Below are 13,472 nucleotides of genomic sequence, written 5' to 3' on the forward strand. Positions count from 1 at the left end.
AAAACACTGATTCCCGCGCCTGCGCAGTACTTGCGCAAACGCACGGAATCAGTGTTTCGTTCATTTTTATCCGCGATAGTAATAGAAGAAGGTCATAGCTACGTTGACGATCATGGCGCCGCACATGGGGATGAAAGTGCGCTTAATCAGGTCAAACGGAGAAACGTTACCCATACCGGAGGCTACTACGATAACTGCCGTAATGGGGGAACAGGTACGGGCGATGGAGGCCGCGAAATGCATCGGCAGCAGGAACAGCACCGGCGCGATACCGCTGGCTTTGGCAACGGCCGGGGTCAGGGCCGCGAAAGCGAAGAACGGCGCGTTGCCGGAACCCATTACGATAGAAGATATGGCGATAATGGCAACCATGACCACCATCATCATCATGGGGGAGAAACCGGCGCTCTGGCTGCCTTTGATCAGGGTGTTGATGACGCCCATGCTCATTAAGCCCTGGGCAAATACCTGACCGGCTACGATCAGGGTTACCACGTTGGCCATCTGCATGCCCATGCCGTCGAAGAAAGCCTGTACGCCTTCAAATACAGTCTTCAGGTTGCGGGTGCGGATGAATTCCGCAATCATGCCCACGGACAGACCGATCATCATGGCGTTGATGATGTTGACTTTGATCCAGGTAATCCACAGGGGGCTGAAGCTTAAAATCAGAGCCAGGGGAACGATAGGCAGCAGGGCGTAAATAGCCGGCGCATTATCCGCCGGGTCGTCGGACTTGGCATGATCCACGTCCATGGGAACCACAACGTGCCCGTCTTTTTTATCCAGATATTTCTGAGAGAAGAAGAACAAAGTGCCTACTACAAAGAAGGCTACGATAACAATGGGAACCTGATAGTTGGTCCAGTAGATAACGGGATCCAGCCCTGCGGTTTCCGCGGACAGGATGGTACCGGTGTCACTGGGGCTCCAGTCAAAGCAGAGGGTGGAAGCTACCGCAGCGGTGGCAGCCAGACGGCTTACGCCCAGACCAACCAGGATGGGGAATACCGTAACCATCAGCAGCATGGCCAGACCGGAAGCGGAGTTGATGCAGAGGCCGATGCACAGGCCCAGCACCCAGCTCAGGGATAATACCAGATAAGGCGATTTCAGTTTCAATAACGGTTTAATAGTCATGCGGACCAGAGCCCGGGAGGCGCCGATCCGGTCCATGTACCTGGCAAACGCGCCGACGCACATGATGTTCAGGCCCAGTTTAGCCGCGCGGGAAGACAGGGTCTGGCTCATGAACTGGAACGTATCAAAGAGGATGGAACCGGTGCTGGCTTTGGGAGCCAGGATCTGTCCGTAACCCAGGATGACGGCGGTGTACATGAGGATGAAGCCGCCGACTACCAAAACCGGCTGGGGTTTGTACTTTTTGTAAATCAGGTACGCAACCCAGAATGTAATAAGAAATGAAATAACTAACGCCATAAAACAAATACCTCCTGATTCTTACTCTTTTGCTGCCAGGCAGAGGATGTCCAGCGCCCACTGGCAGGTCATGTACAGATCTTCTTCCAGCAAAACCTCGTCTACCGTATGCACGTTGGTCATGCCGGTGCCCAGCACGGTGCAGGGGATGCCGAAACCGTTGAAGTGGCTGCTGTCGCTGCCGCCGCCGGTAGCGGTGATGTCAACCTTCAGTCCCAGATTTTCCGCTGCTTTGGCAGCCAGTTGGATCACCTTGCTGTCTTTGTCCAGGCAGTACGGTTTGTAGGAAGGTTTCACTTCCACGTCAACGGGAACGCCGGCTTTTTCGCCACCCTTTTTGTAGGCTGCCACAATGTCGGCCGTCAGTTTTTCCAGCTTTTCCGGATTGCGGCTGCGGCAGTCCATGGCAATCTCCACCAGATCCGGCACGATGTTGGTGGCAGAACCGCCGTGGATGATGCCGATGTTGCAGGTGGTCTCTTCATCGATGCGGCTGGTGGGCACGTCCATTAAAATCTCCGCCGCTTTTTTGATGGCGTTGATGCCTTTTTCCGGCGCTACGCCGCCGTGGGCGGTTTTGCCGTGGACTTTGGCGAAGATCTTATTCTGCCCGGGTGCCGCGAAAATAATCTTGCCGGGACGTCCGCTGGAGTCCAGCGCGTAACCGATATCGGAATGCAGCAGACCGGTGTCCAGATTCTTCGCGCCGGCGCAGCCCTGTTCCTCGCTGACAGAGAAAACAACCTGGATGTCACCGTGGGGCAGATTCTGCTCTTTCAGGCAGCGCAGGGCTTCCAGAATAGCAACCACGCCGCCCTTGTCGTCGCCGCCCAGAATGGTGGTGCCGTCGGATTTGATGACGCCGTCTTCGATGTGGGGCTTAATGCCGGCGCAGGGATTGACGCAGTCCATGTGGGCATTCAGCAGGATGCGGGGAGCGCCTGCCACGGTGCCCTTAAAATCCGCCACAAGGTTGCCGGCCGTGCCGTTCAGGGCTTTGGCAGCCTGCATGTCTTCCGTCACCTTACCGCCTAATTCTTCCAGCCGTTTTTTCAGCAGATCGGCCACTTCCCGCTCGCCCAGAGAAGGACAGGGAATGCTGATCAGTTCAAAAAATTCATCGAGTACACGTTGTTTGTTGATGTTCAATGAAAACTACCTCCCGTTTATAATACTTTTTTCGTATGATTGTTGTCATAACACAAATAACGCTACCTATTATTTTACCTTATTTTCTGTTTTATGCAACATATACTTTTTTATTACTGTTTTAAAAGAAAAACCCGGAGTTATTCCAAAGGCACACTCCGGGTTGTTTTACAGTTATTATTCCGTCCACTCCCTGTGGAAGCTGCCCTCTTTGTCCACACGCTGGTAGGTGTGGGCGCCGAAGTAGTCCCGCTGGGCCTGCAGCATATTGGCATTGCCGTTGGCAGTACGGTAGGCGTCGAAGTAGGACAAAGCGCTGCTCAGCGCTACTACCGATACACCCCGTTCCGCTGCCAGGGCCACCACACGGCCCCAGCCGGCCCGGGCTTTTTTCAGGGCTTCCGCGAAAAAGTCGCTGAACAGCAGGTTCTTCATGCCTGCCTGCTTCGCGAAGCTGTCGCTGACATCGTCCAGGAAACGGGCCCGGATGATGCAGCCGTTCCGCCAGATCTTGGAGATCTTATCCATCTGCAGATCCCAGCCGTAGGTCTCGCTGGCGGTCCCCAGCAGGTTGAAACCCTGGGCATAGGCGCAGATCTTGGCCGCATATAAGGTATTACGCAGGTCTTCCAGCATCTGCGCTTTTTCTTCTTCCGTAAAAGCTGCTTTCCGGCAGCAGGCCGCGGCTTCCAACGCCTCCGGCAGGTCCGCGTACACCTTTTCCAGCGCGATCCGTTCTTCTTTATAAACGCTCATGTTGCGGGCAAACACCGCCTCCGTAATGGTGGGGGTAGCCACGCCCAGTTCCAGGGCGCTCATGCTGGTCCAGCGGCCGGTGCCTTTCTGTTTCGCCACGTCAAGGATCACATCCACCATGGCCTTGCCGGTTTCCGCGTCTTTCTTCTTTAAAATGTTGGCAGTAATCTCGACCAGATAGGAAGAAAGTTCCCCCTTGTTCCACTCGTCCCAGACCTTCGCCATTTCTTCCGGCTCCAGGCCCAGCACCTGGCGCATGATGGTGTACACATCGGCGATGAGCTGCATGTCCGCGTACTCGATGCCGTTATGGACCATCTTCACATAATGGCCGGCGCCGTCCGTTCCGATATAAGTAACGCAGGGTTCCTTGCCGCTCTCCCCGGCTTTGGCGGAGATCGCCTGCAGCATGGGTTCCAGCTGCACATAGGCCTTCCGGCTGCAGCCCGGCATCAGGCTGGGTCCGTTCAGGGCCCCTTCTTCGCCGCCGCTGACGCCCATGCCGACAAATTCCATCCCCAGTTCCGCCAGCTTCGCGCTGCGCCGCCGGGTATCTTCAAAATAGGAATTGCCGCCGTCAATGACGATATCCCCTGACTCCAGCAGCGGAGTAAGTGTATCCAGCATGGCATCCACAGCCGGCCCTGCCTGGATCATCATGATGATCTTCCGGGGCCGTTCCAGATTCTGCACCAGTTCTTCCATACTGTATGCCGCCTGCAGGCAGGGATTGGAACCGAAATCACGCATGAACTGCTCTGTTTTGGCAGCCGTACGGTTGAACACCAGCGTCTGAATGTTGTTGTTTGCCAGATTACGGGCCAGGTTGGCGCCCATAACCGCCAGTCCGATTAAACCGATTTTCGCTTTCTGCATACTCGTACTCCTTTTATAATATCTGTTAAAGCATCGGGCATAGCCCTCCCTCCCCCGCTACGCTTCGGCAGCATCCCGCAAACCTGCGGTCGCTGCCTGTGCTCCGCGACGGGGCGAGCCCTTCCGGGCTATGCCCGGTGCCTTATACATTTTTAAAAAAGGCGCACGCAACACGCATGCGCCTTTTGATGTTCCAGCATTTTTACGTATTGCGGTTCACGAGGCGGCGCAACACGTCTCAACACTTATATTATTTCTTAACAGCCTTGTTCCATGCTTCCAGCAGGCGGGCGCGGTTGTCGCCGGACCACTGGAAATCATATTTCAACAATTTGGAATCTTTGAAAGCCAGGGCTTCTTTCGGCGGATTGGCTTCCGGATTAGTCAGGAACTGATAAGAGTTGTTGTTCTGGCCGATTTCCTGGGCTTTCTTCGTTAAGCACCAGTCGATGAACTTCTTGGCAGCTTCCTTCTGGGGAGCATTTTTGATCATGGCAACGGCGCCCAGTTCGTACGCAGTGCCTTCTTCCGGCAGGGACAGAGCCACGTTCTTGTTGCCTTCCTTCATCAGGCGGATGCCGTTATGCAGGTAGGTGATGCCGATGGCGCATTCGCCCAGGGCAGCGGAACGTGCAGGAGCCGCGCCGGCTTTGGTGTACTGTTTAACCTGTTTGTCCAGTTTGGCCAGGTAGTCCATGCCTTTTTCTTCGCCCAGGCGCTGTACGGTCGCGGAAACCAGCACATAACCGGTGGAAGCGGAACCCGGGTTGCCCATAACGATCTGGCCCTTGAATTCCGGTTTCAGCAGGTCATCCCAGGATTTCGGGGGCTGCGCTTTGTGTTCCTCAAACCAGCGTTTGTCCAGGATAAAGCCCAGATAGCCCTGATAAATGCCGGTCCAGAATCCTTCCGGATCCTTGAATTCTGCTTTGATCTTTTCCGCATTGGGGGATTTGTAAGCTTCCAGCAGGCCTTCTTTTTTAGCCATGATGAAGCTGTCGGCGCTGCCGCCGTACCACAGGCTGGCCTGGGGATTGTTCTTCTCCGCGCGGATACGGCTCAGGGTCTCGCCGCCGGACATACGCACGAATTTTACTTTGATGCCGGTATCTTTTTCGAACTCGGAAGCCACAACCTTAGCCGCCTGTTCTACGATACCCATGTACATAACCAGTTCTTTGTCGTTGCCTTTGGGAGCCGCTTTCTTGTCGTCAGCTTTTTTGTCTCCGCCGCCGCAGCCTGCAAAAGAAACGGTCAGTGCTGCCATTGCTGCAAACGCAGCTGCTTTTTTCCAGGTAAATTTCATCCTTTTTTCCTCCTTAGATTAAATTAATTAAAAGTAGTAAATCCGTTTTTCTATCCGCACTTCTGCCACCGGACGCGTCCTTCCCTGTTACTGCAATGCAGGAAACGCGCCCCGGACAGAAAAGCAAAACCGTTTTTATTTCTTAATCGCATGCAGGCTGTCACGCTGGATGCGCAGATACACCGTATCGCCTGGGTTGTAGACCTTCTTGCTGCTGGGGTTGTAGGTCTGGGTCACCAGTTCATGGCCGTCCACCTGCACCACATAGTCCTGCATCTGGCCCATGTAGGTGGAACTTGTAACTTCCGCTTTTACGTCGCCGTCATCCGCCAGCTCGATGGCTTCCGGACGGATTACCACTTCCACTTCATCGCCGGCAGCCAGCTCGCCCTGGATGCATTTTGAAGTGAATTCCTGGCCGAACATTTCCACTACCGCCGTACCGATCTCCATGCCGGGGCCCGCCTTGCTTTCCAGCTTCGTGCCCTTGCTGCTGACGCTCTTCACCTTCGCCGGCACAAAGTTTGCGCTGCCAATGAAGTCCGCCACAAAGTGGCTGGCCGGATACTGGTAAATTTCCGTGGGGCTGCCCACCTGTTCGATTTTGCCGCCGTTCATGATGATGACCTTGTCGGACAGGGCCATGGCCTCGCTCTGGTCATGGGTTACGTATACGCTGGTGATGCCGATGCGCTGCTGGATTTTGCGGATCTCCGTACGCATGTACACACGCAGCTTGGCGTCCAGGTTGGACAGGGGTTCGTCGAAGAGCAGCACCGCCGGTTCCATAACCAGGGCCCGGGCTAACGCCACACGCTGCTGCTGGCCGCCGGACAGCTGGTTGGGCATCCGGTGTTCCATGCCTTTCAGACCGACCAGGTCCAGCATGTTCATAACCTTTGTTTCGATGGTCTTCTTGTCCATCTTCTTATTTACCAGGCCGTAGCCTACGTTATCAAACACATCGTAATGGGGGAAAAGCGCGTAGCTCTGGAACACCATGCTGGAATCCCGCTTGTCCGGGGTCAGCTCGTTGATGCGCACACCGTCCAGGAGAATCTCCCCGTCGCTGATGCCTTCAAAACCCGCGATCATGCGCAGGGTCGTGGTCTTTCCGCAGCCGGAAGGTCCCAGCAGGGTCACGAACTGGCCGCTGGCGATATCCACGTTGATGTGGTCCACCGCTAAAAACGTGCCGGTCCCTTCATGGGTCACATATTCCTTGGTCAGATTTTTTAACTGGATGCTTGCCTGTTTTGCCATTTTGTACTCTCCTTTATTTATGCCTGACTTTTCTGCGGGTTGCTGCCCAGACGGTTCAGCATCAGCTTAATGATTACAATTGCCACATATACGATAAGGATCAGGATGGTGGAGAAGGCCGAAGCCACACCGAACTGGTTGTCTTCCACCTGGTCCAGAATCAGGACCGTCAGCAGGCTGTAGTTGGCGGACACCAGGAAGATGACCGCGCTGATACTGGTCATGCTGCGGATGAAGGAGTAGATCAGGCCGCCGAAGAAGGCGCTCTTGATCAGGGGCAGGGTCACCGTGGTGAACACCCGGCTGGCGTTGGAGCCCAGGTCCGCCGCCGCTTCCTCGATACTGGGATCGATCTGCTGCAGGCTGCTTTCACCGGCCCGGATGCCGATGGGCAGGGCCCGGATGACGAAGGCCGCGATGAGGATGGCCGCCGTGCCGGTCAGCTGTAAGGGCGGCTCGTTGAAGGTCAGGATGTAGCCGATACCGATTACGGTGCCCGGTACCGCGATACTCAGCAGGGACGAGAAGTTGATGAAGCCCCGGCCGATGAATTTTTTCCGTACCACCAGGTAGGCGATGATCATGCCCAGGATACCGGCAATCGGAGTTGCGATAATGCTCAGCAGGGTGGTGTCCTTGATGGCGTCCATGCCGACTTCCAGCGCATATTTGTAATGGGCCGTGGTGAAACTGTAGTCAACGCCCCACATCTTAATGAAGGAAGCGATAGGAATCAGGATGTAGATGGCCAGCACGATGGCGGTCACCAGGAAGCAGAAGCCGCCCACCAGACCCACAATCTGGGGATCGTCGATCATGGTGCGTTCCCGGGAAGCCTTGCCGGTTACGGTAATGTAGGTCTTCTTTTCAATCCAGTATTTGGACAGGATGAAGAGGATGATGGCGATATCCAGCAGCACCACCGCTACCGCAGCGCCGCCCTGTACGTCGTAGCTGCCGATGGCCTGCAGGTATACCTGGGTGGCCAGGGTGGAGAAGTTACCGCCGATGGCCATGGGGTTGGCGAAGTCGGCAACCGATTTGATGAACACCAGCAGGAAGGCGTTGGCGATGCCGGGCCGTACCAGGGGAACCGTCACCGAACTGAAGGTGCGCCACTTGGAGGATCCCAGGTCACGGGCCGCGTCTTCAATGCTGGGGTCGATGGACTGCAGCATGCCCGCCAGCAGCAGGAACGCGATGGGGAAATAGGAGATTGTCTGTACGAAGATCAGGCCTTTCAGCCCGTAGATGTTGGTGTTGCTCCAGCCCAGGAGGCTGTAGGTCACGAGACCGCGGCTGCCGAACAGCATGATGATGGACAGGGCCACCGAGAAAGGCGGCGACACCATCGGCAGCAGCGCCATCAGGTTGAACAGCTTTTTACCCTTGATGGCAAGGTGAGAAGAACAGTAGGCGAAGAGGAAACCGACCGAAGTGGCCAGCACTCCTACGATGATCGCCAGCATCAGGGTGTTCACCAGCGCCTGATACGTCTCGCTCATGGTCACGATGTTGACGTAGGCCTGCAGGCTGAAGTTGCCGTCCAGATCCGTGAAGCTCTGCTTCACCACCATCAGCAGCGGCCACACCACAAAGACAAAAAGAGCCAGGACCATACCCACCGCGACCGTCGCAATGATCGGATCCCGGAACGTGTTCCTGGTTGTCTTAATCTGATTCGATATGTAAGTACCCAGCTTTCCCATTTAGGAGCCCTCCCTGCTCATACACATTGAATAGTTTATTTCTTTTTTTAATTTTATTTTGACTAATTTATTTCTTTTCTTCATTCTAACTATGAAGGACTATTCTGTCAAGCGATAAACGAGGGGATTTTTACACTTATAACACATTTTGCAAAATTGTGTGAAAATTTCTTCGGAACTGTTTTATTGTCGCTATTGACGTGTAATTATGAATATTTCTACCTTATTTAAATAAGGCATGTATATCGGGCCTTCTTTCTTTATGAATGCGGTATTTCCAACGTATCCAGCAACCGGATAAACGTATCCTGTCCGTCAAGGCAGGTATCCGTCAGCCAGCCTTTTTCCCTGCCCCATTCAGACAGACCCCTGTAATAAAACAGCTTTTTGGAATCTTCAATGATGAACGGAATGATTCCGTGACGCAGGCACTCTTTCAACGCAACCAGACGCCCCACTCTGCCATTTCCGTCCTGGAACGGATGGATGGATTCAAAATCAGCGTGAAACGCGATTACATCATTCACCGTGACGTTTGTTTTCGCATTATAGGCATCCAGCAGTTCCTGCATTTTCCCGGGCACGTCTTTCGGCCGGACGGTTTCCCGCCCACCTATCATATTGGCGCGTTTCTTGTATTCGCCGACCGCAAACCAGGGAAGCCGGGAATCCGCCGTATCGTGTTCCAGAATGTAATGCAGATGTTTGATGAATTCCCCGGTCAATTCTGTCTCCGCCATATCAATCACATAGTCGATGGCCCGGAAATGGTGAACCGTTTCCAAAATATCATCCACAGGGATCCCGTCTCCCACATCAACAGTATTTGTCTCAAAAATCAGCCTTGTCTCAGCCTCCGTAAGCCTGCTGCCTTCCATATGATTGGAGTTGTAGGTCATCCGAACCTGAAGCTCATGGTAAAGCCCGCCGGAGATCTTCGCGCTCTTTTCATCCCGCAAAATCTGTAAAACCGCGTTGGCTGCAATTTCTCTGCACAGCAGCGACGGATCACAACCGAGATACTCCGCCATCTTCCGAAGCGTTACGGCTCCAATCTTTTCTCCCTTTGCAATTTTTGCTATCGTCCGGGAAGAAATCCCCAGTTCTTTTGTTAAGTCAGTCTTTGTGATCCCTTTTTCCCGGAGCCGGACAAGCAAACCTTCATAGGAAACCATCAAACCATCTCCCTTTCAAAACCTTTACTTATTTTACCTTTTTTACCATAAAAAGTAAAGGTTTTTGAGGGTTATCCGTAATAAAAGTAAAGGCCGGCGTTTGCGTTCCCTTTTTTAATAGAATTCTTGCTAAGTAACCATAAAATATAGCGCCACCACTTGATAATTAACAAGGGTGACGCTTTTTATAAAACTATTTTGTTGTTAGTTCATCCTCTTCACGAAGGATACGGTTATGGGGCCCGGCCAGGTTATAATCCGCCAGTTCCGTCCCCGGAACCCAGCGCCAGCCGGAAGGAAGCACCGTCTTCAGTTCAGCCTTGCTTTTCGTCAAAGCGCACTCTGCTTCAGGACCATTCTCTTTAACATGGATTCCTGCAACTTCTGCTTCATATATATACATGTTCCATATTTTATGGGAAAACACATGCCGGATCTGTTTTACGGGACCGGAAACCTTCTTCACCCCTACACCAAGGGCCGCCAGTTCCGCTGTCAGCGCTTCTTTCCCCTGCCTGCCTTCCCCTGTACAGTTGGGAAATTCCCACATACCGGCCAGCAGGCCTTTAGACGGGCGGCGGTGAAGGAGATAAAGAGCTGCAGCATCTGCCGGAACGTCTGCCTTACCCCCGCGTTTATCGCAGCAACGTTGTACAGGTTCTTCCTGTCTCAGTTTCACCACAAACACTGTGACCGGTTCTACCGGTACTTCTTTCTTCGTGACCCGCAGCGGAATCTCTGCTTCCTTCCCAGCGGCCTTTGCTTCGCACACAGAGGACAAAGGGCAAACCTCACAGCGGGGCTGCCCCGGAATGCAGACCGTGGCCCCCAGATCCATCAGCGCCTCATTGAAATCGCCGGGTCGCGCGGCGTCCTGCCTCACGCGAACCAACGCTGTTATTTCCTTTTTCACTTTGGCGGAAAGAATGTTTTCTTCAATATTATAAATACGCGCAAACACCCGCAGCACATTCCCGTCCACCGCCGTTTCCCGTTTCCCGTAGGCCATGCTGAGGATAGCGCCAGCCGTATAGTCACCGATGCCTTTCAGTTTGCGGATTTCCTCCCGTGCCTCCGGTACCCTGCCGCCGTAAGTCGCCATAACTTCCCGCACTGCCGTATGCAGATTCCGGGCGCGGCTGTAATACCCCAGACCCTGCCACTGGCGCACTACATCCTCTTCTTCCGCAGATGCCAGCGTGGGAATATCCGGGAAATGTTCCATCCAGTTTGTATAATAAGCCTTTACCGCTTCCACCCGGGTCTGCTGCAGCATGATCTCCGAGACCCATACCTTGTAGGGGTCTCGGGGCGATTCGGTCCGCCAGGGCAAGTCACGTTTATGGGCATCGAACCATTTCATCAGTAAAGGAGTCCAGTCTGAATCCAAACAGTTTTTCAAATATTTGCCTCCATTAACTATTCTTTTTGACTAAATTTATTGTAACGCATTTATGAATTTTTGAAAACAAACTCCGTTAGCGAAGGTGTTTTTTACTTTTTTTCAAAATCACCTTCGTTAACTTGAAAAACGGTGTGATTCTATGATAAGATAGGCATGTATGGGAGGTGCCGGAAATGAAACTGTATCCGAGAGAACATTATCTCCGTAAAATACGCGGGTTTTATCACGCAGCAGATTTGATAAAAGTGATTACAGGTGTTCGCAGATGCGGAAAATCCTGCCTGATGGAAACCATTGCCGGGGAACTGCGTGAAAGCGGAGTTCCGCATGACCGAATCATTTATCTGGATTTAGACAGGAAAGAATACAATAAAATAACAGAAGCCGCTCAATTGGAAGAACTCATTAATAAATCCTCTAAAACAAAGAACCTGAAATATCTGTTCATTGATGAAGTGCAGAATGTGGCCGGATTTGAAATAATGTTGAACGGGCTTCGGACGACCGGCGAGTGGTCCATTTTTATAACCGGTTCCAATTCCTATCTCCTGAGCGGAGAAATAGTCACCAAACTGACAGGGCGCTATTTGGAGTTTGAAATGTTTCCCCTGAGTTTTGATGAATACGAAAATATGAAAGAGTTTTACGGCAAAAAGACCGGCAGCAACCCGGCAAAGGAATTGCAGGATTATATACTGGAGGGCGGTTTTCCCAGAGCGGTTTTTTTAGACGACGTGGCTGACAAACGTACTTATGTCCGCGGACTCATCGCAGAAATATTTGAAAAAGATATTCGCAGACGCTTGAAAATCCGCAACAAATCCACCTTTGAAACCGTCCGGACCTATATCGTCAACAATTTCGGGGCAACAACCAGCCTGAACGGGCTTCGCAACGCGCTGGTGAAAAATGGCACCCCTGTCACTGAAGCTACTGTATCCAGATACATAAAGGCCCTGACAGATGCCAAAATCTTATATGAATGTCCCCGTTTTGATCTGAAATCCAAAAGATTGCTGAACGGCGAAAAGAAATACTATCTGGCCGACCTCAGCTTTTATTTTACCCAGAATACGGATAACCGGATCAATTATGGACCGGTACTTGAGAATCTGACTTATATTTACGCCCGGGCACACGACTATGCTGTCAGTGTGGGCAGAATTGGAAAGCTGGAATGTGATTTCATTCTCAGGGACAGCGCTATGCAATACTCGTATGTGCAGGTGGCATATACTATCGCACTGTCCAAAGAAACAGAGGATCGTGAATACAGACCGTTGGAAGCCATCAGAGACAACTATACAAAGTATGTTGCCACGTTAGATCCGCTTCTGCAGCAGCGAAACGGTATCAGGCATATTAACCTTATCGATTTTATGAAAGACGGAAAACGGTTCTGACAACGAAACTAATAATCGTTTTAACAGATAAAAATGCAACAAAAATGGCACTGTACGTACAATACAGCGCCATTTTCCATTTCCTTACATCTTCTGGCTTGCGATCGCTTTCCGCACCTGCTTCATATTATCAATATAATCATCCATGCGGCGCTGCATCACACCCGTATACAGACAGTCCAGAATGGCCAGATGCACCAGACGGGACGCCATGGCTTCACTGCGGTAGCTTGTCTCCCGGGCCAGCCCCGTCAACACCACGTCCGCCAGCTTGGTGGCCGGGGATTTCACATAACTGGTGATCAGGATGATCTTGCTGCCCCGGGACCGGGCCATCTCCAGCACCTTCAGCAGGTCAATGCTGGCACCCGTGTGGGAAATGGCGATCACCACATCCTCCGGTTTTAAGAGGGATGCCGACGCAATCTGCAAGTGGGGATCACTGTAAGCATGCACGTCCAGCCCGAACCGCATAAACCGGTGGGCGATATCCTGGGCGATATTGCCGCTGCCCCCATACCCATAGGCATCGACCCGCTCCGTTTTCGACACAAGGTCAATCGCCTGCTCCAACGCCTTGTAATCCAGCATCTTCTGAGTCTCCTGCAGGGCGTCGATCATATCCTGAAAGACCTTCCGGGTAATATCCCGGGGGGTGTCGTCCGCGTTCACTTCCTGGGACAGAGATTCCGCCGGGGAAAACAGATCCCCCGCCAGCGCCTGCTTCATGCCCTGGAAACCGCTGAAACCCAGTTTATGGCAGAAACGGAACACCGTTGCGTCCGCGCTGGAAGTCGCGTCCGCCAGTTCGCTCATGGTCATGTGCATCACATCAGACGGATTTTTTAAGATATAATCAGCCAGTTTCTGTTCCGATTTGGTCAGTCCGTTATAGCTGCTGCGCAATAACGGAAGACAGGTTGTCTGCTTAAAGTTCTCCATAATTATCCCCTCTTCTATAATGAAAAAACCAGTTCAAAACAACATATC

The 13,472-nt window shown here is 52.6% G+C and carries 10 protein-coding genes; 1 reads left to right on the forward strand and 9 read right to left on the reverse strand.

Annotated features, from left to right (window positions below; genetic code table 11):
- Nucleotides 1–66 precede the first annotated feature (66 nt).
- From dcuC to mutY, 8 genes are all read right to left on the reverse strand, one after another.
- Nucleotides 67–1,440, reverse strand: coding sequence for a C4-dicarboxylate transporter DcuC (gene dcuC, locus BM159_RS08805; protein WP_093913880.1), 1,374 nt, complete (start codon nt 1,438–1,440; stop codon nt 67–69).
- A 21-nt stretch (nt 1,441–1,461) separates the two neighbouring features.
- Nucleotides 1,462–2,589 carry a M20/M25/M40 family metallo-hydrolase gene (locus BM159_RS08810; RefSeq protein ID WP_218149557.1) on the reverse strand — a complete coding sequence of 376 codons (1,128 nt, stop codon included), beginning with the start codon at nt 2,587–2,589 and terminating at the stop codon, nt 1,462–1,464.
- A gap of 177 nt (nt 2,590–2,766) precedes the next feature.
- Nucleotides 2,767–4,221, reverse strand: coding sequence for an NADP-dependent phosphogluconate dehydrogenase (gene gndA / locus BM159_RS08815; RefSeq protein ID WP_093913881.1), 1,455 nt, complete (start codon nt 4,219–4,221; stop codon nt 2,767–2,769).
- Nucleotides 4,222–4,471: 250 nt separating this feature from the next.
- Nucleotides 4,472–5,527, reverse strand: a complete 1,056-nt coding sequence (locus BM159_RS08820) for an ABC transporter substrate-binding protein (protein ID WP_093913882.1) — start codon at nt 5,525–5,527, stop codon at nt 4,472–4,474.
- 135 nt (nt 5,528–5,662) lie between these two features.
- A complete protein-coding gene (locus BM159_RS08825) occupies nt 5,663–6,790 on the reverse strand; it encodes an ABC transporter ATP-binding protein (protein ID WP_093913883.1) in 1,128 nt (375 codons plus the stop codon).
- 17 nt (nt 6,791–6,807) lie between these two features.
- Nucleotides 6,808–8,499, reverse strand: a complete 1,692-nt coding sequence (locus BM159_RS08830; RefSeq protein ID WP_093913884.1) for an ABC transporter permease — start codon at nt 8,497–8,499, stop codon at nt 6,808–6,810.
- A gap of 260 nt (nt 8,500–8,759) precedes the next feature.
- Complete coding sequence (locus BM159_RS08835; RefSeq protein WP_093913885.1) at nt 8,760–9,674, reverse strand: Fic family protein; 915 nt, start codon at nt 9,672–9,674, stop codon at nt 8,760–8,762.
- 193 nt (nt 9,675–9,867) lie between these two features.
- Nucleotides 9,868–11,076 (reverse strand): A/G-specific adenine glycosylase, encoded by a 1,209-nt coding sequence (gene mutY / locus BM159_RS08840; RefSeq protein WP_143089418.1) that lies wholly within the window; start codon nt 11,074–11,076, stop codon nt 9,868–9,870.
- Between the two features lie 176 nt (nt 11,077–11,252).
- Here mutY and BM159_RS08845 point away from each other — a divergent pair, with 176 nt between their 5' ends.
- The gene (locus tag BM159_RS08845) at nt 11,253–12,482 is read left to right on the forward strand and encodes an ATP-binding protein (RefSeq protein ID WP_093913886.1); all 1,230 of its coding nucleotides are present in this window, start codon (nt 11,253–11,255) and stop codon (nt 12,480–12,482) included.
- An 84-nt stretch (nt 12,483–12,566) separates the two neighbouring features.
- Here BM159_RS08845 and BM159_RS08850 read toward each other — a convergent pair whose 3' ends face one another.
- Nucleotides 12,567–13,424: a MurR/RpiR family transcriptional regulator gene (locus tag BM159_RS08850; protein WP_093913887.1), complete on the reverse strand. Its 858-nt coding sequence runs from the start codon at nt 13,422–13,424 to the stop codon at nt 12,567–12,569.
- Between the last annotated feature and the right edge of the window lie 48 nt (nt 13,425–13,472).

Source organism: Succiniclasticum ruminis DSM 9236, assembly GCF_900112895.1.
Lineage (GTDB): Bacteria > Bacillota > Negativicutes > Acidaminococcales > Acidaminococcaceae > Succiniclasticum > Succiniclasticum ruminis.

Excerpts from the sequence above, each read along its gene's own strand:
- dcuC (WP_093913880.1), bottom strand. The coding sequence starts at position 1,440 with ATGGCGTTAGTTATTTCATTTCTTATTACATTCTGGGTTGCGTACCTG.
- gndA (WP_093913881.1), bottom strand. The coding sequence starts at position 4,221 with ATGCAGAAAGCGAAAATCGGTTTAATCGGACTGGCGGTTATGGGCGCC.
- BM159_RS08820 (WP_093913882.1), bottom strand. The coding sequence starts at position 5,527 with ATGAAATTTACCTGGAAAAAAGCAGCTGCGTTTGCAGCAATGGCAGCA.
- BM159_RS08825 (WP_093913883.1), bottom strand. The coding sequence starts at position 6,790 with ATGGCAAAACAGGCAAGCATCCAGTTAAAAAATCTGACCAAGGAATAT.
- BM159_RS08830 (WP_093913884.1), bottom strand. The coding sequence starts at position 8,499 with ATGGGAAAGCTGGGTACTTACATATCGAATCAGATTAAGACAACCAGG.
- BM159_RS08835 (WP_093913885.1), bottom strand. The coding sequence starts at position 9,674 with ATGGTTTCCTATGAAGGTTTGCTTGTCCGGCTCCGGGAAAAAGGGATC.
- BM159_RS08845 (WP_093913886.1), top strand. The coding sequence starts at position 11,253 with ATGAAACTGTATCCGAGAGAACATTATCTCCGTAAAATACGCGGGTTT.
- BM159_RS08850 (WP_093913887.1), bottom strand. The coding sequence starts at position 13,424 with ATGGAGAACTTTAAGCAGACAACCTGTCTTCCGTTATTGCGCAGCAGC.